The organism is Streptomyces sp. NPDC027663, from assembly GCF_055566415.1.
The window spans coordinates 13,952-35,891 of the sequence record NZ_JBVHSK010000011.1 but is presented as its reverse complement, the minus strand read 5'-3'; the positions used below and the strand labels follow the sequence as shown (position 1 = coordinate 35,891).

General features: G+C 73.9%; 10 protein-coding genes. 9 read left to right on the top strand and 1 reads right to left on the bottom strand.

Going from position 1 to position 21,940, the window contains the following annotated elements; all coding sequences use genetic code 11:
* The first annotated feature begins 169 nt into the window (after positions 1 to 169).
* From ACZ4SF_RS26205 to ACZ4SF_RS26165, 9 genes are read left to right on the top strand one after another with little or no spacing between them, the layout of a single operon-like run.
* The gene (locus tag ACZ4SF_RS26205; RefSeq protein WP_468388663.1) at positions 170 to 1,069 is read left to right on the top strand and encodes a DUF5829 family protein; all 900 of its coding nucleotides are present in this window, start codon (positions 170 to 172) and stop codon (positions 1,067 to 1,069) included.
* Entirely contained in the window at positions 1,066 to 6,177 is a 5,112-nt protein-coding gene (locus tag ACZ4SF_RS26200; protein ID WP_468388661.1) for an amino acid adenylation domain-containing protein, read from the top strand. The genes ACZ4SF_RS26205 and ACZ4SF_RS26200 overlap by 4 nt, the downstream gene beginning before the upstream one ends.
* A complete protein-coding gene (locus ACZ4SF_RS26195; protein WP_468388659.1) occupies positions 6,174 to 10,733 on the top strand; it encodes a MupA/Atu3671 family FMN-dependent luciferase-like monooxygenase in 4,560 nt (1,519 codons plus the stop codon). The genes ACZ4SF_RS26200 and ACZ4SF_RS26195 overlap by 4 nt, the downstream gene beginning before the upstream one ends.
* The gene (locus ACZ4SF_RS26190; RefSeq protein WP_468388657.1) at positions 10,730 to 15,016 is read left to right on the top strand and encodes a type I polyketide synthase; all 4,287 of its coding nucleotides are present in this window, start codon (positions 10,730 to 10,732) and stop codon (positions 15,014 to 15,016) included. Before ACZ4SF_RS26195 ends, ACZ4SF_RS26190 begins: the two co-directional genes overlap by 4 nt.
* A 1-nt stretch (position 15,017) precedes the next feature.
* The gene (locus tag ACZ4SF_RS26185; protein WP_468388655.1) at positions 15,018 to 16,253 is read left to right on the top strand and encodes a metal-dependent hydrolase family protein; all 1,236 of its coding nucleotides are present in this window, start codon (positions 15,018 to 15,020) and stop codon (positions 16,251 to 16,253) included.
* Positions 16,254 to 16,291: 38 nt separating this feature from the next.
* Positions 16,292 to 16,504 (top strand): MbtH family protein, encoded by a 213-nt coding sequence (locus tag ACZ4SF_RS26180; RefSeq protein WP_468388653.1) that lies wholly within the window; start codon positions 16,292 to 16,294, stop codon positions 16,502 to 16,504.
* Entirely contained in the window at positions 16,501 to 17,100 is a 600-nt protein-coding gene (locus ACZ4SF_RS26175; RefSeq protein WP_468388651.1) for an NADPH-dependent FMN reductase, read from the top strand. The genes ACZ4SF_RS26180 and ACZ4SF_RS26175 overlap by 4 nt, the downstream gene beginning before the upstream one ends.
* A complete protein-coding gene (locus ACZ4SF_RS26170; RefSeq protein WP_468388649.1) occupies positions 17,097 to 18,704 on the top strand; it encodes an acyl-CoA carboxylase subunit beta in 1,608 nt (535 codons plus the stop codon). Before ACZ4SF_RS26175 ends, ACZ4SF_RS26170 begins: the two co-directional genes overlap by 4 nt.
* A gap of 17 nt (positions 18,705 to 18,721) precedes the next feature.
* On the top strand, positions 18,722 to 18,883 hold the full coding sequence (locus tag ACZ4SF_RS26165) for a hypothetical protein (protein ID WP_468388647.1): 162 nt from the start codon (positions 18,722 to 18,724) through the stop codon (positions 18,881 to 18,883).
* Between the two features lie 225 nt (positions 18,884 to 19,108).
* Here the strand turns inward: ACZ4SF_RS26165 and ACZ4SF_RS26160 are convergent, their stop codons facing one another.
* Complete coding sequence (locus ACZ4SF_RS26160; RefSeq protein WP_468388645.1) at positions 19,109 to 21,919, bottom strand: AAA family ATPase; 2,811 nt, start codon at positions 21,917 to 21,919, stop codon at positions 19,109 to 19,111.
* Positions 21,920 to 21,940 lie beyond the last annotated feature (21 nt).

The following is a 21,940-nucleotide window of genomic DNA, read 5'->3' as shown; positions in this document are numbered from 1 at the left end:
GGTGACCCAGGGGGTGCCCCAGGGGGACCCCGGGATTCCCCCAATGACGTCCTAAGCGCCGGTGCGGCAAAACTTCTCCCACCGAATTCCACCCGGGTGCGAACCCTGGGCGACGGCCGATCGGAGTGAATGAGTGACGACCGGATCAGCAACGGACGGCAGGCGCCCCGTGCCCCGCCTCGATCACGTCATGGTCCTGCTGGACGAGACGGCCTACCGTTCCGCGGCCGCCAGTGACTTCCTCGCACGGCGCTTCGGCCGGACGAAGCGCAAGGAGGCCGACAGCTCCCTGGCGGGGCAGTACTCCACACTCGGCGTCGCCGGCCGCAACACGCTCGTCGAATGCTTCGGCACGGGACTGCCGAGCGCGTCGCCGATCACCGCGGGCCTCGTCTTCTCCTTCGAGGAACCCGGCTCCTCACAGGCCGCACGCGAACTGCTCGACGCCACCGGGACCGTGCGCCACCAGTACGACCTGGTACGACGCGCCGACGACCAGGGCGGCGAGCGGCGGCCCTGGTACCACCTGATCAACGTCGCGCTGGGCGAGGCGAGTCCGGTCCTGCTCTTCCTCAACGAGGTCACGCCCGAGTACTTCACCTCGCTCGGCGCCCGGCCGGGACCCGACGGCGCACTGTGCCGCAGCGCCTACCTGGACGCGGCGCTGGGCGCCCCCGACGACGGCTCCTGGCTGTTGCGGGACATCGTGGGCGTGAGGCTCGCGCTGCGGCCCGAGCGGGCCCGGGCCGTCGCCGAGGCCCTCGCCGCGTTCGGCTACACCGTGGCCCCCCTGTCCGGCGGGCTCTGTGTCGAGGGGTACGGCCTGCGGCTGCACATGGCGTTCGCGGACGGATCGACGGAGCGCGTCACGGAAATAGAGATGGCCACGGCCGAAAACACCGACGAGCACTTTCCGATCGCTGCGGAATACGTTTTCGGAGACACCTCGCGATTGGTTGTCGAACCGGGCAGGGCTCGCTGGTGCTTCGACGAGCCGAGGGATTCGAAGTCGAATGCGGGTGCGACGGACGAAGCCGTCGCCGGCGCTGGGGGAACGGACCAGGGATGAATTTCTGCGAGATCTTCGAGGGCGTCGTCGCCGCGGCCGGTGCCGACGCCGTCGCCGTGGAGTACCGCGGGCAGCGGATCACCTACCGGGAACTGGACGCCCGTTCGGCCGCGCTCGCCGCCGAACTGACCGCGCGGGGGGTCACCACCGGCAGCCTGATCGGAGTGGCGCCGAGCGCCTCCCCCGACTTTCCGGCAGCGCTGCTGGCCGTGCTGCGGGCCGGAGCGGCCTGGCTGCCCCTGGACCCCGGCTACCCCGCCGAGCGGCTGTCGTACATGATCGATGACGCGGGCGTCCGGCTGGTGATCGCGGACGCGCCGACGGCCGCACGACTGCCCGCCGGGAAGGCCGAGTTCCTCGACCCCGGCGTCGCGACCGCCGGCGCCCGCCCCGGCGCCGCGCCCCGGATCCGGGTGCGCCCCGACGACCTGGCCTACGTCATCTACACCTCCGGTTCCACCGGCCGCCCCAAGGGCGTCGAACTCACCCACCGGGGTCTGGTGCACCTCGCCCGTGCGCAGGCACGGACGTTCGGGGCGGCGGCGCCCGGGGACCGGGTCCTGCAGTTCGCGCCGACCAGCTTCGACGCGTCCGTGTTCGAGGTGGTCATGGCCCTGTCGGCCGGGGCCACACTCGTCCTCGCGGCCCGTGAGGACATACCTCCCGGTCCGGAGCTGGTCGAGGCACTGCGCGACCTGCGGATCACCCGCGTCACGCTGCCGCCGTCCGTACTGGCCACGCTGCCGGCCGCCGAACTGCCGGACCTGGCCGTGCTGATCTGCGCGGGCGAGGCACTGCCCGAACACCTGGCGGAGCGCTGGCTGCCCGGCCGGCGCATGTTCAACGCGTACGGACCCACCGAGACCACCGTGTGGGCCACCGTCGCCGAACTCGCGCCGGGCGGCGGCAAACCCCGTATCGGCACCCCGGTCCCCGGCGCGCACACCCTCGTCGTCGACGACCGCCTGCGTCCGCTGCCCGACGGCACGCCCGGCGAACTCGTCGTCGGCGGCGACGGCGTGGCCCGGGGCTACCGCGGCCGCCCCGGCCTGACCGCGGAACGCTTCGTCCCGGATCCGCTCCGCCCCGGCGCACGGGTCTACCGCACCGGGGACCGCGTGGTCCGGCACCCGGACGGAGCGCTGGAGTTCCTCGGCCGCATCGATCACCAGGTCAAGATCCGCGGATTCCGCGTCGAGCCGGACGAGATCGCCCACCACCTCGCCGAGCACCCCGACGTGACGGATGCGGCGGTGACCGCCCGGGAGACCCCCGCCGGGCCCGAACTCATCGGCTACGCCACGGGCGCCGGGCTCGGTGCCGAGCGGCTGAGGGAGTTCCTCGCCGGACGCCTGCCCGCCCATCTGCTCCCCGCGGCCGTCGTCGTACTGGAGCGGATGCCGCTCACCCCGAGCGGCAAGATCGACCGTTCCCGGCTGCCCGCACCCGCACACGGGCAGGCCCCGGCGAGCGCCGGCCCGCCCGCCACACCCACGGAGCGGGATCTCGCCCGCATCCTCGGCGATCTGCTGGGCCGGGGCCCGGTCCCGGCCGGCGCCGACTTCTTCGCACTCGGCGGCCACTCCCTCCTCGCCGGCCGCTTCGCCGCCCGCATCCGTGAGGAACTGGGCAGGAACCTGTCCCTGCAGACCCTGTACGAGGCCGCGACGGTACGCGCCATGGCCCGCCACCTCGATGCGCAGACCGACGCGCCCGGCGGGGACCCCGGTGACGGCACGCGCCGGTCCGCGCCGCCCGCGCCGCCCCTCACCCCGGCGGGAACCGCGGACGGCGAAGGGGTGCCGCTGTCCTTCCCCCAGGAACGCATCTGGTACCTGGAGCAGTTGGCCCCCGGCAACCTCGCCTACAACGCGCAGGCCACCCTGCGCCTGCGCGGTCCGCTCGACGACCGTCTTCTCGCGGACACCCTCACGGAGATCGTCCGGCGCCACGACGTCTTCCGGATGGCCTACCGCGAAGTGGCCGGAGCGCCCCGGCAGTTCCGGCAGCCGCCCATGCGGGTCCGGCTGCCGCTCGTCGACCTGTCCGGCCTCCCGGAGGACGAGCGGGCAGGGCGCACCGAACAGACCGTCCGGGACACCGTACGGCCCGCGTTCGACCTCGACGCGCCGCCCCTCGCCCGCTGGGTCCTGATCCGGCACGCGTCCGACGACCACACCCTCGTCCATGTCGAACACCACCTCGTCCACGACGGCTGGTCCTTCGCCCTGTTCCTTCGCGAACTGCGCGACGTCTACACCGACCTGGCGGCCGGGAGCGTCCCCGCCGCCCGCCGCGACACCCCGAGCTACGCGGACTTCGCCCTGTGGCAGCGCTCCTGGCTGTCCGGTGACGTCCTGGACGCCCACCTCGCGCACTGGACCGCCGAACTCGACGGCGTGCCACCGGCACTGGACCTGCCCACCGACCGGCCCCGGCCCCGCGCGCAGAGTTTCGCCGGCTCCGCGCTGCGCGTGGAACTGCCCGGGCGGCTCACCCGCCGGCTGCGGGCGTTCAGCCGTTCCTCGGCCGTGACCCTCTACACCACCATGCTCAGCGGCTTCGCCGCCGTGCTGAGCCGGTACAGCGGCCAGCGGGACCTGGTCGTCGGGACCGGCGTGGCCAACCGGCGGCTCACCGAGGTCGAGAACCTGATCGGCATGGTCGTCAACAGCCTGCCGCTGCGCATCGACCTGTCCGCCGCGCCCACCTTCCGGGAGCTGGTGCGCCAGGTCCACGCCACCACGGCGCGCGCCCACGAATGGCAGGACGTCCCCCTCGACCGGCTCGTGGAAGCACTGCGCCTGCCCCGCGACCCCTCGCGCAACCCCCTGTTCCAGGTCATGTTCAGCTTCCACGACTCCCACATCCCCGACCTCCGCTTCGCCGGAGTGACCGGAACCGTCAGGGAACTGCACAACGAGTCGGCGAAGACAGACCTCAACGTGGTGGTGCTGCCACGCGCCGAACAGCGCGCCGGACACGGCGTCGCGGGCACCGAGAGCGGGACCGGCGACGACTCCGTCACCCTCATCTGGGAGTACGCCACGGACCTGTTCGACGCGGCGACCATGCGCGACCTCGTGGACCGCTACCTCACCCTGCTGGACCGCGCCCTGGACGCCCCCGACACGCCCGTCGACCGCATCGGCCTGCTCACCCCGGCGGCCGAGGCCGAGGTCCTCGACGCGGCCAGGGGAGCACGCCCCCCGTACCCCGCCGACCGGACCCTTCCCGAGCTGTTCACGCAGTGCGCGGCCCGCCACCCCGACACCCCCGCGCTCGTGCACGGGGCCCGCACGGTCACCTACGCGGAACTGGAGGAGCGGGCCAACCGGACGGCCCGGCTGCTGCGGGCCGCCGGAGTGGACCGTGACGTCCCCGTGGGCGTCCTCTTCGACCGCGGCGAGGAGATGCTGACGGCGCTGCTCGCGGTGGCGAAGGCGGGCGGGGCCTACGTGCCGCTCGACCCCCGGTACCCCGCGCAGCGGCTGGAGGCCATGCTGGAGGACACCGCGGCGCCCTTGGTGATCACCCGCCCCGGCCTGCGGTCCAGGCTCGGGGACGGCACGACCGCGCGGATCCTGACGTTCGACGAGGACGAGCTGGCCGCCGTGCCCCCCGTCCCGCCCGAGTCGCGCGCCACCCCGGACAGCCTCGCCTACATCCTGTTCACCTCCGGCTCCACCGGGCGCCCCAAGGGCGTGATGGTGCCCCACCGCGCGGTGCTGCGGCTGGTCTGCGGCACCGACTACGCCGACTTCGGCCCGCACGAGCGCATCGCCCAGGTGGCCGACGCCTCGTTCGACGCGCTCACCTACGAAGTGTGGGGAGCACTGCTGCACGGCGGCTGCGTGTGCGTCGTCGACACGGGCGAACTGCTCGCCCCCGGCGGGCTGAGGGAGGCGCTGCACCGTCACCGGATCACCGCCATGTTCCTCACCTCCGCCCTCTTCAACGAGGTGATGAGCCGGCACCCCGACACCTTCGCCGGCCTGGAACACCTGATCGTCGGCGGAGACGCCCTGCACCCCGGGCGGGTGCGCGCCCTGCTGGAACAGGACCCGGGCCGTCGGCCGGCCGCCCTCAGCAACGGCTACGGGCCCACCGAGACCACCACCTTCGCGGTGTGCCACCGCATCGACACGGTCCCCGCCGGAGCCGCCTCGGTCCCCATCGGACGGCCCATCGCCCACACCACGGCCTATGTGCTCGACGGCCGGCTGCGTCTCGTACCGCCCGGCGTCCCGGGCGAGCTGTACATCGGGGGGCCCGGCGTGGCCCGTGGCTACGCGGCCCGGCCGGGAGCCACGGCCGCGCGCTTCCTGCCGGACCCGTTCGCCGCCGACGGCTCGCGCATGTACCGCACCGGCGACATCGTCCGGCGGCGCTCCGACGGGGCCCTGGACTTCCTCGGCCGCGCCGACGACCAGGTCAAGATCCGCGGCTACCGGGTGGAGCCCCGGGAACTGGAGGCCACGCTCACCCGGCACCCGGGGGTCGGCCAGGCAGCGGTCGTCGTCGACGACGGCCCGGCCGGACGCCGGCTGGTCGCCTACGTCGCCCCGCCGCCGGGCACCGACGCACCGTCCGCCGCGGACCTGCGCACGTTCCTGGCGGCCGTGTTGCCGGCCTTCCTGCTCCCGGCCGCGTTCGGATTCCTGCCGTCCATGCCGCTCACCACGAGCGGCAAGATCGACCGTACGGCCCTGCCCGCTGTCGCCGAGACCGCACCCCCCGCCGCGCAGCGGGTGGCCCCCCGCAACCCGACCGAACGCGCCGTGGCCGAGCGGATGGCGGAACTGCTCGGCCACTCTCCCGTCGGTGCCACCGACGACTTCTTCACCCTGGGCGGCAACTCCCTGCTCGCCATGCGGCTGGTGGCGGGAGTCGGCGAGCACTTCGGCGTACGCGTACCGCTCAGCCGCTTCCTCGCCGAGCCCACGGCGGCCCGGCTGGCCGCCGAGGTGGACGCCGCGCCCCGCAACGGCGCCCCGGCGCACGACCCGACCGACGACGAGCGGCTGCTCGCCCGGCTCGACGAACTCTCCGACGACGAAGTGGCCCGGCTCCTGCAGGACATGGCTGACAACGAGGTCGAACGATGACGCAGCATCCGACACCGCAGGACCGTCCCGGGGAATCCCCCGGGGACCGGCGGGCCCGGCTGGCGGCCGGACTCCGGCAGCGGATCGCCGAGCGGCACCACCCCCTGTCGTACCCGCAGCAGCGGCTGTGGTTCCTCCACCAGCTGGACCCCGGCAGCGCCGTCTACGTGGTCCCGCTGGCCTACCGGATCACCGGGCCGCTGGACCGGTCCGCCCTGGAGCACGCGCTGACCGCCGTGGTCGAACGCCACGAGGTGCTGCGCTCGGTGTTCCGCCCCGTGGACGGCGTGCCCCGGCAGTTCGTCCGGCCGGCCGGGCCCGTCCCCGTCGAGCTGATCGACCTGTCCGCGGCCGGGGACCCGGCGGCCGAGGCCGACCGCCTCTGCGACGACCAGGCCCGCACGGTGTTCGACCTGGAGTCGGACCTCCTGCTCCGGCCGGTGTTGCTCCGGCTGGCACCGCAGGAGCACCGGCTGTGCCTGACGCTGCACCACATCGCCTGCGACGGCTGGTCCCTCAACCTCCTCGCCGAGGAACTGGGCGCCCTGTACGCCGGTTTCCTGTACCCGGACCCGCACACCGCCCCGCCCGCGCCTCTCCCGGTGCAGTACCGGCACGTCGCCGCGCAGCAGGAGGAACTGCTCACCGGTGAGCCGCTGGCCGAGCTGCTCGACTACTGGAAGGGCCGGCTGGCCGGCGCCCCCGCGCTGGCCACGCTGCCCACCGACCGGCCGCGGCCGCCCGTGCAGAGCCACCGCGGCGGCCATGTCGACCTCGCGCTGCCGTCCGACGTCGTCGAGCGGGCGCGGGAACTGGCACGCGCCGGGGGGACCACCCTCTTCGCCGTCCTCCTGGCGGCGTTCGCGGCCGTCGTGCACGCGCACACCGGCGCCGGGGAGGTCGTCGTCGGCTCACCGGTCGCGGGCCGCCCGCACGCCGACTGGCAACGCCTGATAGGCCTCTTCGCCAACACCGTGGTCCAGCGGATCGGCGTCCACGACGACCCCGCCTTCCGGGAGCTGGTCACGCGGGCCGGCGCCGAGAGCCGGGCCGCGGTCGCCCACCAGGACCTGCCCTTCGAGCGGCTGGTCGAGGAACTGCGGCCGCAGCGCGACCCGGCGTACAACCCCCTGTTCCAGCTGATGTTCAGCTACCACGAGGAGGCCGAGACCGGACTCGTCCTGCCCGGCTGCACCGTCCGCATGGAGCCGGGGGACACCGCGACCGCCAAGTTCGACCTCACCATGAGCCTGACCCGCAGCGCCGACCGGCTGCGGGCCCGGCTGGAGTACAGCAGCGACCTCTTCGACCGGCGGACGGCCGAGGCGTTCGGCGCCCACTACCGCACCTTCCTCACCGCAGCGGTCGCCGACCCGGACCTCCCGGTCGGAGCGCTTCCCGTGCTCACCCCGGAAGAGGAACGGCACATCCTCACCGCGTGGAACCCCGCGCCCCGGACAGGCCCGCAGCCGGCACCCGTCCACGAGCTGGTGCGCCGTCAGGCGCGCCGCGCCCCGGACGCCGTCGCCGTGCTGGCCGCCACGCAGGACGGGGGCGGACCGCTCACCTACCGCCAACTCGACCGCCGGTCCGACGAGCTGGCCGGCCGCCTGCGCGCCGCCGGAGTACGGGCCGACACCCCGGTCGGCGTGTGCCTCGACCGTTCCCCGCAGCTCGTCGTGGCGCTCCTGGCCGTGCTCAAGGCGGGTGGCGCCTACCTCCCCCTCGACCCGGCCTATCCCGCGCAGCGCCTCGCCTTCATGGTCGAGGACTCCCGGACACCGCTCGTCCTGACCCGGCGCGGGCTGCTGCACCGGCTCGCCGGCACCACGGCGACACCGCTGCTGACGGACGACCCGGCACCGCAGGACGCGCCCGTACTCCATGACGCACCGGCCCCGGAGGCGGACCAGGAGGTCCTTGCCCCGGCGGGGGGTGCGCCCGTACTCCAGGACGCACCGGCCCCGGAGGCGGACGAGGAGGTCCCTGCCCCGGCGGGCGGTGACCGGCTCGCCTACGTCATCTACACCTCGGGTTCCACCGGCCGGCCCAAGGGCGTCATGGTGACGCACGGCAACCTGTCCTGGTTCCTGTCCGCCATGGACCGGCGCCTGGACGACGCCGGTCCCGGTGCGACCTGGCTCGCCGTCACCTCGATGTCCTTCGACATCTCCGTGCTGGAACTGCTGTGGCCGCTGACGCAGGGGCACCGGATCGTCGTGCGCGGCGACGAGCCGACCGCCGTCACCGCGGGCGCGGGCGGTGTGGCGGTGACCGCGGCGGACCAGTCCCGGGCCGTCGACTTCAGCCTGTTCTACTTCGGCGGAAGTCCCGACGACGCGAAGGCCTCGGAGGCCTATCGGCTGCTGCTGGAGGGCGCCCGGTTCGCCGACGCCAACGGCTTCGCCGCCGTGTGGACGCCCGAGCGTCACTTCCACACCTTCGGCGGGCTCTACCCCAATCCGGCCGTCACCGCCGCCGCCGTGGCCGCCGTCACCGAGCGCGTCGCCGTCCGGGCGGGATCGGTCGTCCTGCCGCTGCACGACACCCTCCGGGTGGCCGAGGAGTGGGCGGTCGTCGACCACCTCTCCGGCGGCCGGGTGGGCATCTCCGTCGCCTCCGGCTGGCAGCCCGACGACTTCGTCCTCGCCCCCGACCGCTACCGCGACCGCAAGGAACGGATGCTTCAGGCCATGACCGAACTGCGGTCACTGTGGCGAGGCGGCACCGTCACCCGCCGCAACGGCATCGGCAAGGACAGCGAGGTGCGGATCTTCCCGCCGCCGCTCCAGCCCGACCTTCCCTTGTGGATCACCAGCGCGCGCAGTCCCGAAACCTTCCGCCTGGCCGGCGAGGCGGGCGCAGGACTGCTCACCCATCTGCTGGGCCACACCGCCGAGCAACTGGCCGAGAAGGTCCGCCTCTACCGGGCGGCCTGGCGGGAGGCCGGTCATCCCGGTGACGGACACGTCAGCCTGATGCTGCACACCTTCGTGGGCGCCGACACCGACGCCGTGCGCGAGACGGTGCGGGCACCGCTGTGCGCGTACATCAAGTCCTCCTTCGACCTGCTCTCCGGACTCGGCGAGGCCCTGGGCCAGGAGACGGACCCGCGGCTGCTGCCCGAGGCGGAACTCGACGCCCTGGTGGAACGCGCCTTCGAGCGCTTCTTCGAGACCTCGGGGCTCCTGGGCACCCCCGAGCACTGCGCCGACGTCGTCGACCGCCTCAAGGGCGCCGGCGTCGACGAGATCGCCTGCCTCATCGACTTCGGCGTGGCACCGGACGAGGTGCTCGAGTCGCTGGCTCTCCTGCCCAGGGTGCGGGAGCTGTCCGAGGACCGCCGGCGCAGGGCCCGCGCCGACGAGCCGATCGGCCGCCAGCTCGTCCGTCACGGCGTCACCCATCTGCAGTGCACCCCCTCGCTCGCCGGCGTCCTGGCCACCGACCCCGAGGCCCGCGACGCGCTGGCCCGACTCGACCGGCTGCTGGTAGGGGGTGAGGCCCTGCCCGGGCCGCTCGCCCGGGACCTCGCCGGGCTCCTGCCGGGACGGGCGTACAACATGTACGGCCCCACGGAGGCCACGGTGTGGGCGAGTGCCGCGGCGATCGACGCGACCGGCCCGGTGACCATCGGCACCTCTCTGCCCGCCGCCCGGGCCCACGTCGTCGACGGCCGTCTGCGGCCCGCGCCGCTCGGCAGCCCGGGCGAACTGCTCCTGGGCGGCCCCGGGATCGTCCGCGGCTACCTGGGCCGGCCCGCCCTCACCGCCGAGCGCTTCCTGCCGGACCACTTCGCCGCGGACGGCGGCCGCCTGTACCGCACCGGTGACCTGGTGCGGCGGCGCGCCGACGGCAACCTGGAGTTCCTCGGCCGGCTGGACCAGCAGGTCAAGCTGCACGGCCACCGGATCGAACCGGGCGAGATCGAGAACGTCCTGCGCGAGCATCCGGGCGTGCGCGCGGCGGCCGTCACGGTGCGGGGAGAAGGGGAGCACGCCAGGATCGTGGCGTACTGCGTCGTCGGCACCACGGCCGGACGCGTGCCGGACACCGCCGAGTTGACGGCGCACACCGCCGGCGCCCTGCCCGCCCACATGGTCCCCGCCGAGATCGTCCTGCTCGACGCGCTGCCGCTGACCCCGAACGGCAAGGTCGACAAGGCGGCCCTGCCCGCCCCCCGGCCGCGCGGCACCGCGTCCGGCGAACCCCCGGGCAGCGACCTGGAGCGGCGCACCGCAGAGGTCCTCGCCGGAGTGCTCCGGGTCGAGCGGCTGGGCGTGACCGACAACTTCTTCGAGCACGGCGGCAACTCCCTGCTCGCCGTGCAGGCCCGGACACGGCTGCAACCGGTGCTCGGCGAGCACCTGACACTGGTGGACCTCTTCCGCCACCCCACCGTCCGGGCGCTGGCCGCGGCGTTCGCGGACGCGGCGGACGACGGGGGCGCCGCGGCGCGCAGGGACCTGCGGGACGGGGCCCGGCAGCACGCCGCCCGGCAGGCCCGGGCCCGCGACCGCCACGGGAGGCTGCGACGCGAGCGGAGGGACACATGACGGACGGGGGACGAGACGGCATGGACGAGGACATCGAGGCGGTGGCCCTCATCGGGCTGGGCTGCCGGGTCCCGGGGGCCCGCGACGCGGACACCTTCTGGCACAACATGCGCGAAGGGGTGGAGTCCCTCACCCGGTTCGGCCGGGAGGAACTTCTGGCCGCGGGCGGCGACCCGGCGGTGGTCGACGACCCTGACCATGTGCCGGTGTCCGGGCATCTGCCCGACGCCGACCGGTTCGACGCCGCCTTCTTCGGGCTCGGACCCGCCGAGGCCGAGGCCATGGACCCCCAGCACCGGCTCTTCTGCGAGACCGCGTGGGCGGCCTTCGAGAACAGCGGTTACGACCCGGCACGCGTGGACGCGTCGGTCGGTGTCTTCGCCGGCTCGTTCATGAACAAGTACCTCACCGCGAACCTGGCCACCAACGCCCGCTTCCAGCGGTCCCCGATGGCCGCGGCCGCAAGGATCTACAACGACAAGGACTTCCTCGCCACCCGCGTCGCCCACCTGCTCGACCTGGACGGGCCCGCCTACACGGTGCAGAGCGCCTGCTCGACCTCGCTGGTCGCCACCCATGTGGCCTGCCAGTCGCTGCTGGGCCACGAGTGCGACATCGCCCTGGCCGGCGGGGTCACCGTGAACGTACCGCTGAAGACCGGCTACCCGGTTGCGGAGAGCGGCCTGTTCAGCGCCGACGGCCACTGCCGGCCCTTCGACGCCGAGGCCGCGGGCACGGTGCCCGGCAACGGCGTCGTGGTGCTGGTCCTGCGCCGGCTGTCCGACGCGCTCTCCGCCGGCGATCACATCTACGCGGTCGTGCGGGGCTCCGCCGTCAACAACGACGGATCGCTCAAGGCGGGCTTCACCGCGCCGGGCGTGGACGGTCAGGCCAGGGTCGTCGCCACCGCGCTCGCCCTGGCCGGCGTCGACCCGGCGACCGTGGGATACGTGGAGGCGCACGGCACGGCCACCCGGGTCGGCGACCCCATCGAAGTGACCGCCCTGGCACAGGCGTTCGGTGATCCGGGCGGACACTGCGCGCTCGGCTCGGTCAAGGCGAACATCGGGCACCTGGACGCGGCCGCGGGCGCCGCCGGCCTGATGCGCGCGGCCCTGGCCGTGCACCACGGGATCATCCCGCCCACGGTCGGATTCCGTACGCCCAACCCGGAACTGCGCCTGGACCGGACGCCGTTCCACGTCCCGACGGCGGCCCGGGCCTGGCGGCCGGACGGCCCGCGGCGGGCGGGAGTCAGCGCCTTCGGCGTCGGCGGCACCAACGCCCACGTCGTTCTCGAACAGGCCCCCCGGGGGCCGCGGCCCGCCGCCCCCGCACGCCCCTGGCAGCTGCTGCCCGTGTCCGGCGACACCAGGCAGGCCGTCACCTCCGGTGCGGCCGGACTCGCCGGGCACCTGGACGGCCCCGGCGCCGGACTGCCGCTGCACGACGTGGCGTTCACGCTCCAGGAAGGCCGCAGGGCCTTCGCGGTGCGCGGGTTCGCGGTCTGCCGCGACCGCCACGACGCCGTGGACGCCCTGGGCGGTACCGACCCGGGCCGCCTGGTCGTCCGCCCGGCGCCGGAGGGTGTCCACGAGGCCGTCTTCATGTTCCCCGGAGGCGGCATGCAGCACCCCGGCATGGGGCTCGACGTCTACCGCGCCGAACCGGTCTTCCGCGAGGAGGTGGACCGGTGCGCGGAGCTGCTGGGGGACCGGCTCGGCTTCGACCTCAGGCGTCTGCTGTTCCCCTCGGCCTTCCCTCCGCTGGAGGGCAGGCAGTTGGTGAGCGGGGCGGCCACCATGGGGCGCGGGCAGGGTGCGGGCGCGGTCTGCGCGCTGTTCACCGTGGAGTACGCGCTGGCCCGGCAGCTCATGGCCTGGGGCATCCGCCCGGCAGCCATGATCGGACACAGCCTCGGCGAGTACGTCGCCGCGGCCCTGTCGGGCGTCCTCACCCTGCCCGACGCGCTCGAGATCACCCGGGCCCGCGGTGAGCTGTTCGCCGCGATGCCGCCGGGCCGGATGCTCGTCGTCGCGCTGCCGGAGGAGCGGCTGCTGCCGCTGCTGGGGGACCGGCTGTCGGTCGCCGCCGTGAACGCGCCGGAACTGACCGTGGTGGCCGGACCCGACGAGGACGTCGCCGCGCTGCTGACCCGGCTGCGGGCGCAGGACGTGGACTGCCGCAAGGTCAGCGTGCCGGTGGCGAGCCACTCGTGGATGGTCGAGCCGTACCTGCCGGACTTCACCGAGCGGCTGTCGGCCCTGCGTCCGTCGTCCCCCGGCATCCCTTACGTGTCGGGTGTGACCGGCGACTGGATCGACGACGCGCAGGCGAAGGACCCCGGCCTCTGGGCGCGGCACCTGCGGCAGCCGGTCCGCTTCGCCGACGGACTGCGTACGGTGCTCGACCGGCCCGGCCGCGTGCTGGTCGAGGTCGGCCCGGGGCGGGCACTGACCCAGCTGGCCACGGTCCAGCAACTGGCCCCCGCCCCCGTGGCCGTGCCCACCATGGGGCTGCCCCGGGACCCGCTGCCCGACCTGGCGCACCTGGTGACCGCCGTGGGCCGGCTGTGGCAGTCGGGCGTCCCCGTGGACTGGAGGGCCTTCCACGGTGCCGCCGTCCCGCGCCGCGTGCCGCTGCCGGGGCGCGTGTTCGCCGGGCCACGGCACTGGGTGGAGCACGGCAGCACCCTCGCGCGGCAGGCGCCGCCGCAGCCCACCGTCGCACCGGAGCCCACCGCCGCACCCGGGCCCGCCGGGCCACAGGGCCAAAACGATCCTCGGGACCAGGACGGCGCACCCCGCACCGAGCGCGAGCGGCAGGTGGCGCGCATCTGGTGCGACCTGCTGGGCCTGGAGACGATCGGTGTAGACGACGACGTCTTCGACCTCGGGGCGCACTCCCTGATGGTGACTCAGGCGACGCGCCAGCTGCGCCGCGCGGGCGCCACCGCGCTCAGCGCCCGTGACGTCCTGGGCGCCCCCACGGTCGCCTCCCTGGCGGCACTGGTGGACCGGATTCTCGCGGGCGAGGGGCGGCCCGCCCCCGAGGGCCCCGATCTGGACGCCGAGGTCACGCTCGACGAGGAGATCACCGCCGAGGGGCTGCCGGCGCCGGACCCGCAGCGACCGCCCCGGGCCGTCCTGCTCACCGGAGCCACCGGGTTCGTCGGGGCCTTCCTCTGCGCCGAACTGCTGCGGCAGACCTCGGCCGACGTCGTCTGCCTCGTGCGGGCCCGGTCCCCCGAGGAGGGCAGGGAGCGGATCCGCGCGGCCCTGGCCTCCTACGGTCTGCAAGGCGGCGACAGCCCTCGTCTGCGGGTCGTCACCGGTGACCTGGCCCGGCCGCGACTCGGGCTGGACGAGGCCGCCTTCGACGAACTGGCCGACCGGGTCGACGCCGTCCACCACTGCGGCGCCTGGGTGAACTTCGTGCGCCCCTACCGCGCCCTGAAAGCCGCCAACGTCCTCGGCACCCAGGAGATCCTGCGGCTCGCCACCCGCAAGCGGCTCAAGCCCGTCCACCACATCTCCACCCTCGCGGTGCTCGCCGGCGCGATGCTCGGTGACGCCGACCGCATCCACGAGGACGACCCGCTGCCGCCACCCGTCGGTCACGACACCGCCTACAGCCAGAGCAAATGGGTCGCCGAGGGGATCATCGGCCTCGCCCGCGAGCGCGGTGTCCCCGTCTCCGTCTTCCGGGCGGGCGGGGTCCTGCCCGACTCGCGCAGCGGGGCCGCGAACAGCGAGGACTACATCACGAAGGTCATCCAGGGCTGTGTGCAGCTCGGCCTGGCCCCGCGGCGCCGCTACGCGCTGTCCGTCGGCACCGTCGACCACCTCGCGCGGCTCGTCGTCGCCCTGTCCCTGCAGCCGGGCGCCCTCGGCCGCACCTACCACACCATCGACCCCCGGCCGCTGGCCTGGGACGACATCTTCGAACACATCCGGTCCCACGGGTTCCCGGTCCGCAGTGTCGCGTTCGACGCCTGGCGCACGGCACTCGTCGAACGCGTCGAGAGCGAGGGTGACGACAACGCGCTCGCACCGCTGCTGGCCATGATCGGCGAGGTGCCCGACCGCCGGATGCCGGCCATGGACTGCGCCAACGTCCGGGCGCACGCCGGGGCCGAGCTGGACGCGGCACCCGCCCTGGACGGCCGCTACTTCACCCGGATGCTCGGCTTCTTCGTACGCCAGGGGCTGCTGCCCCCGCCCCGGAACCCGTCGGACACCGAGGCCTCCACCACCACGCGCCCGCGCGCAAGGGAGAACTGACATGACACTGCTGCTGACCGGAGCCACCGTCCTCGACGGACTGGGCAACGACCCCGTCCGGGGCGGCGCGGTCCGGATCGAGGACGACCGGATCGGCGCGGTCGACGACCGCGGGCCGGTCGGTGACGCCGACGTGATCGACCTGGGCGGACTGACCCTGCTGCCCGGCCTCATCGACGCGCACGTGCACATCGGGCACTCCAGCGAGACCCGGGCGGTGCTCAACATGGAGCTGTCCGTCGCCGAACGGGCCGCCGACATTTTTCGCACCCTGCGCCAGACCCTGGACGCCGGTTTCACCGCGGTGCGCGACTGCGGCGGCATCGACCACGGCGTCCTGCGCACCGTCGGCCGGGGCCTGGTGCCGGGGCCGCGCATCTGGGCCTCGGCGTCCCCGCTGGTCCAGGGGGGCGGTCACGGGCACCTGGGATCGCCCTTCCTGCCGCCGGACGCCACCTTCCACTTCCGGGTCCGCGGGCTCACCGCCGTGGGCCGCATCTCCGACGGCTGCGACGAGGTGCGCAAGGCCGCCAGGGAGTGCTTCCGGCAGGGGGCGTCCTTCCTCAAGATGGCCGTCACGGGAGGAGTGGTCTCCCTCTCGGACTCGTTGGACGACACGCAGTTCACGGTCGAGGAGATCGCCGCCGCGGTCGCCGAGGCGCACGCCCGTCACACCTACGTCACGGTGCACGCCCACAACGTCGCCGGGGTCCGCAACGCCGTCGGCGCGGGGGTCGAGTGCGTCGAGCACGGCACCGGGATCGACGAGGCGACGGCGGCGATGATGGCCGAGCGCGGTGTGAGCCTGGTGCCGACCCTGGCCATCGCCAAGGTGCTGGAGGAGAACTTCGACCAGCACGGGCTGCCGGAGCAGATCCGCTGCCGGGTCGGCGACACCCGCCAGGGCATGACCGACGGTCTGCTCGCCGCGCGCGCCGCGGGCGTGCCCATCGGGTCGGGCTCCGACCTCATAGGGCCGAACCAGAACCGGCGCGGGCTGGAGATCGCCCTCAAAGCGCGCATCCTCGGGGCGCGCGAGGCCATCATGTCCGCCACCTCGGTCAACGCCCGCATCATGCGCGTCGCGGACCGGATCGGTTCCATCGAGACCGGCAAGCTCGCCGACCTGATCGCGGTGGACTTCGACCCGCTCGCCGAGCCGGAACTCTTCGACGATCCCGACCGCGTGGTGCTGGTGGTCAAGGGCGGCCGGATCGTCAAGGACACCCGGAAGTAGCCAGGACCCGTCACCAGGACCAGCCCAGGGAGAGGGACATGAACGCCGAGCACACCGAGCACACCGACACCGCCCAGTACGCGGTGGTCGTCAACGACGAGGAGCAGTACGCCGTCTGGGACGCCGGCCTGCCGGTCCCCGGGGGCTGGAGCCGGGAAGGGTTCTCCGGTCGCCGGGCCGAGTGCCTGGAGCACATCGAGCGGGTGTGGACCGACATGCGGCCACTGAGTCTGCGCACCGCCGGCCGGTGAACGGCATCGGGACGACCGCCGGGGGCGACGGGCCCCTGGTGGTGGGGGTGGGCGGCACCGGCCGGGCCGACTCCACCACCGACTGGGCGCTGACCCTGGCCCTGCGGGGCGCCGAGGAGTCCGGCGCCCGCACGGTGAAGTTCGACGGCGCCTTCCTCGGGACGCTTCCGCTCTTCCTGCCGCACCACCGCGAACGCGCCCCCGCCGTCCGGCACATGCTGGCCCTGCTGGCCCGGGCGGACGGCGTCGTCCTGGCCACTCCCAGCTACCACGGAGGGGTCGCCGCACTGCTGAAGAACGCCCTCGACTTCCTGGAGGACCTGCGCGACGACCACCGGCCCTACCTGCACGGCAGGGCCGTGGGCTGTGTGGTCAGCTGCGACGGCTCGCAGTCCGGGGGCACCACGATGGCTGCGCTCCGCTCCATCGTGCACGCCCTGCGCGCCTGGCCGGTACCGCTCGGCGTGGCGCTGACCGCGGAGAGCGGGCGCAGTGCGCGCATCCAGGAGCAGCTGTCCACCGTCGGGCGCATGACCACCGAGTTCGCCCACGCCTTCGGCACCCGCCACGGCGCCGCCGCACAAGGAGTCCGATGAAATCCACGGAGGACACCGGCTCCGCCGCCGGCGTCACACTCACCCGCAGGACCACCGCGGAGCGGATCGCCGAGCTGGAGCGACGCAAGAGCCGGGCGCGCCGCCCCGGTTCGCCGCGGGCCGCCCAGCGGCAACGCATCCTCGGCCGCCTGACCGCACGGGAACGCATCGCGCTGCTGCTGGACGAGGGCTCGTTCATGGAGACCGACGCTCTGGCCCGGCACCGCTCGACCGCCTTCGGTATCGACGCCCAACGGCCGTACGGCGACGGTGTGATCACCGGCGTCGGCACCGTGGACGGCCGTCAGGTGTGCGTCTACGCCCAGGACGCCACGTCGTTCAACGGCAGCGTCGGCGAGGTTTTCGGGATCAAGGTGGGCAAGCTGCTCGACCTCGCCATGAGCACCGGATGCCCCGTCATCGGCATCAACGACTCCAGCGGGGCCCGGCTGCAGGAGGGCGTGCTCGCGCTGTCCGCGTACGGGCAGGTGGCCCGTCGTACGGTCGAGGCGTCGGGCATGATCCCCCAGATCTCCCTGATCATGGGCATGTGCGCCGGGGGCGCCGTCTACACGCCGGCCGCCACGGACTTCGTCGTCATGGTGGAGCGGACCTCGCACATGTTCGTCACCGGTCCGGACGTCATCAGGGCGGTGACCGGCGAGAGCGTGGGACTGGAGGAGCTGGGCGGCGCCGAGGTGCATGCCCGCCGCACCGGCAGCGCCCACTACCACGCCGACGGGGAGGAGGAGGCGATCGCCTTCGTCAAGGACCTCCTGTCCTTCCTGCCGGCCAACAACGCCACCGAACCGCCGACCTACCTGGCACCGGCCGGCGGCGGGCGGACCGAACGCGACCGGGCGCTGGACAGGCTGATCCCGGACAGCGCCGAGGCGCCATACGACATGCACACCGCCATAGAGACGGTGGTCGACGACGGTGATCTGCTGGAGATCCAGCAGGACTTCGCCCGCAACATCATCTGCGGCTTCGCCCGGGTGGAGGGGGCCACCGTCGGTGTCGTGGCCAACCAGCCGCTGCACCTGGCCGGTTCGCTGGACATCGACGCGTCCGAGAAGGCCGCCAGGTTCGTGCGGTTCTGCGACGCCTTCAACCTGCCCCTGCTCACCTTCGTCGACGTGCCCGGCTTCCTGCCCGGCATGGTGCAGGAGCACGGCGGCATCATCCGTCGCGGAGCCAAGCTCGGCTTCGCCTACATCGAGTCCACCGTTCCCAAGGTCACGGTCATCACCCGGCGTGCGTACGGCGGCGGTTACGCCTCCATGGGTTCCAAGGAACTCGGCGCCGACATCTGCTTCGCCTGGCCGACCGCCGAGATCGGCGTCATGGGGGCGCGGGGAGGCGTGGACATGCTGTTCCACCGCGACCTGACGGCCGCCGACGACCCCGCGGAGCTGGAGGCCCGGCTGACCGAGACGTACGAGGAGCAGCTGATCAGCCCGTACGTGGCGGCCGAGCGCGGTTGCATCGACGACGTGGTGGCACCGGCCGACACCCGGATCTCGGTCGCCCGGGCGCTCGCCTCGCTGTGCACGAAGAGGGTCGCCGCTCTGCCGAAGAAGCACAGCAACATTCCCCTGTGACGAGGAAGGCGGCACGCGTGATCGTACCGAAGTGGGTCCTGCCGTCCATGGAGACCGAGCACGACCTTGAGGAGCAGGCCCGCGGGGAGGAAACCCCGGCCGATTCCATCGCCGGGGCGCTGGCCCGCTTCGTCAGCGCCATCGCCGGCATCCCGCTGGGCCCCGACCCGGAGCGGTGAAGTCCCCACTTCGCAGGACCCGCCGACGTCCTGCTGAGACCGGCCCCCGCTCCACAGGATTCGCCGGCATCCCGTCGGACCCGGCCGGAGCGGTGAAGGCACCTCACTCCCAAGACCCGCCGGCATCCGGCTGGGGCCGGCCGGGAGCCGGGAGGGCTTCGCTGCGGGAGGGAACGAGCCCGGGCGTCCGGCCGGGCGGTGTCGCAGGCGCCGGCCGGACGGATCTCACGCCGGCCGTGGCGTCGCCCACCCGGGCGGCTCCCGGGTGATCACGGCCGCCACCGCGGCCCGGTTGGACACGCCGAGCTTCGCGAAGACGCGCGACAGATGCATCTCGACCGTCTTCTCCGCGATGTGCAGCCGCCTGGCGATCAGCCGGTTGGTCAGCCCCTCACCGACGAGATCCGCGATCTGCCGTTCCCGGCTGGTCAGGGCCGGCAGGATTTCCGAGCCACCGATCAGGCCCCTGGTCCGCGGCGCCCGCGCCGCGAGCCTGCGCCGTTCCTGACGGGCCGTCCGGGCCAGCAGCACGGCGCCGCACTGGTCGAGAGCCGACCCCGCGGCCTTCAGCTCCCGCGCCGCATCGTCGAAACGGTCCTGGTGCCACAGCGCGACTCCCAGCACGATCCGCGCCCGCAGCGCGTCGAGCACCCGGCCCGAGGACTCCAGCCCCGCCACGGCACGCTCGGCGGGACCGAACGCCTGCCCGGGGTCGGTGTGCACGAGCACCTGCGCCCGGGCCAGCTCGGCCATGGCCCCGGACGGGTCGGCGGAGGCGGCTCGTGCGGCCCAGTGCGCCGCACGGCCGTACCGCTCGGCGGACAGCTCGGCACGGGTGAGCATCTCGTACCAGACCGGACGGGAGCCGGCGTCCGCCGTCGGCAGGTCCGGGCCGCCGGCCTCGGAGACCACGGCCAGGCACCCCTCGTGATCGCCGCTCGCCAGCCGCGCCTCGGCCAGGATGCGCAGGGCCATCGCCTCCTTCCAGTTGCTCGCCGAGTGGCGGGGATGGACGGTTGCGGCGAGCGCGGCTTCGAGGGCGCGGTCCGTGCGCCCCCGGGCGACGTCGACGAGGGCCTGCATGGCGTGGGCGTTGATCACACCCTCCAGGCACTCCGCGTCCGCGGTCAGGTGGACCGCGTGCTCGGCGGCTGTCTGGGCCTCGGCCAGCTCACCCCGGGCGAGCAGGGCGTAGGACTGGCCCACCAGCAGATGCGGCAGACGGAGCAGGTGACCGGTGCGGGTGGCGAAGTCGACGGCTTTGCGGAAGTGGCGCAGGGCGTCGTCCCAGGCGCAGCCGAGGATTTCGCTCCAGCCGATCCACAGGGCGGCGTCCAGGCTGCCGGCCAGCTCGTCGTCGAGCATGCCGTCCAGGATCCTGGCTGCCTCGGCGCGCCGTCCGGTCCCGGCCCGCCCGTCGCCTTCGGCCGCCTCGATCAGGGCGAGCAGGCTGAGGCAGGAGGCCTGTAACGCGCGCCGGTCGGTGCGGCGGGCGACCTCCAGAGCCTCCTCGGTCCACCGGACGGCGCTTCCGTCACGGCAGGCGGTGTAGAGCCGGCCGGCCGCCAGCTGGCACTTGAGGGCGGCGGCGACCACCTCGTCGTGTGGCGACAGATCCTCGAGCTCCCTGCGCAGCATCACCTCGGTCTCCTCGCGGGCGCCGAGCATCCGCTGCACGGTGGCGGCGAGCACGACCGCCTCGGCATGGCCGGCGGCCGGTTCCCGCGGCAGCACGTGCAGCGCCTTGTGGACGAGTTCCCTTGCCTCGCGCAGACGGCCGCGGTCCGCCAGGGCACGGGCCAGCTCCGTCTGCAGCCGGGCCCTGGGCACCGAGAGGCCGGCACCGCGCGGCAGCACCCGCAGGGCGGTGCGGAACCAGGCGGCGGCGCGGGCCGGTTCGGTGGCCGCCACCGAGCGGGCGGCCGTGCACAGCAGGTCGACCGCATCCGACTCCGCGAACCTGATGCACTTCTCCACGTGCGGGGCCCGCTCGATCGCCGACGCGCCGCGGGTGCGCAGCGCCTCCTCGGCCCGCGCGTGCATCTCGACCCGCCAGGCCAGATCGCCGGCGTCGTAGATCGCGCGGTGCACCACCGGATGACGGAAGACGAAGTGATGGCCCGCGGCCACCGTCCGGACGATGTCGCGGTCGACCAGTTCACCGAGCGCGGCCAGCACGGCCGCCTCGGGTTCCTCCAGCAGCCGCGTCAGCAGTTCCGCGTCGAACTCGCAGCCGATGATCGCCGCCGCCTGCACGGTACGGCGTACCGGCGGCGCCAGCGGGACCAGTTCGTCGAGGATGCCGGCGCGCGCCTCGGGGGAGCGCTCGGTGAGGAGCATGCGCAGGTAGCCGGGGTTGCCACCGCTGCGACGGTACAGCTCCTGTCGGCACAGGGCGGTGGTGCCGTCGAGCAGCAGGCCGACCTCCTGCTCGGACAGCGGCGCCAGCGGGAGATGGTCGAGTGTGATCCGCTCGGACCGGCCGTGGACAGCCGTGCGCAGCCGCTCCGGCACCTGTCGGTCGCGGTAGCCGAGCACGGCCAGGAACCGGGCCCTGGGCGGCCGGCGCAGCAGCCCGGCGAGCAGATCGAGGGAGTCCGGGTCGGCCAGGTGGAGGTCGTCGAGGATCAGGACGAGGCTGGGCCTGGCGAGAGCCTCGACGAGTTCGTGGACCACTCTGCGCCCCTGCTGACCCTCGGCCGCGGCCACGTCACGGCGCGCGTGCTCGCCGCGGAGGATGCGGGTCATCTGCTCGCGGCGTTCCCGCGGCCAGTCGGCCAGCACGGTGCGCACCAGTTCCCGCTGTTCGTCGAAGGCATCGGCGAACGAGCCCAGGGAAGTGCCCAGTGACGCACCGGCCCGCCCGGTGGCCACCACGGCGTCCCGGGAGCGTGCCATGTCCGCGAATTCTCCCAGGAGCGCCGTCTTGCCCACGCCGGGGTCGCCGGTCACCAGGACCACGCGGGGGGTGCCGGTGGCCTGTAACTGGGTCAGGGAGTTCTCCAGGGATTCCAGTGTCGCTCTGCGGCCGGCCAATCCCCGGTTTCCCGCTGTGAA

Excerpts from the sequence above, each read along its gene's own strand:
- ACZ4SF_RS26200 (WP_468388661.1), top strand. The coding sequence starts at position 1,066 with ATGAATTTCTGCGAGATCTTCGAGGGCGTCGTCGCCGCGGCCGGTGCC.
- ACZ4SF_RS26195 (WP_468388659.1), top strand. The coding sequence starts at position 6,174 with ATGACGCAGCATCCGACACCGCAGGACCGTCCCGGGGAATCCCCCGGG.
- ACZ4SF_RS26190 (WP_468388657.1), top strand. The coding sequence starts at position 10,730 with ATGACGGACGGGGGACGAGACGGCATGGACGAGGACATCGAGGCGGTG.
- ACZ4SF_RS26185 (WP_468388655.1), top strand. The coding sequence starts at position 15,018 with ATGACACTGCTGCTGACCGGAGCCACCGTCCTCGACGGACTGGGCAAC.
- ACZ4SF_RS26180 (WP_468388653.1), top strand. The coding sequence starts at position 16,292 with ATGAACGCCGAGCACACCGAGCACACCGACACCGCCCAGTACGCGGTG.
- ACZ4SF_RS26170 (WP_468388649.1), top strand. The coding sequence starts at position 17,097 with ATGAAATCCACGGAGGACACCGGCTCCGCCGCCGGCGTCACACTCACC.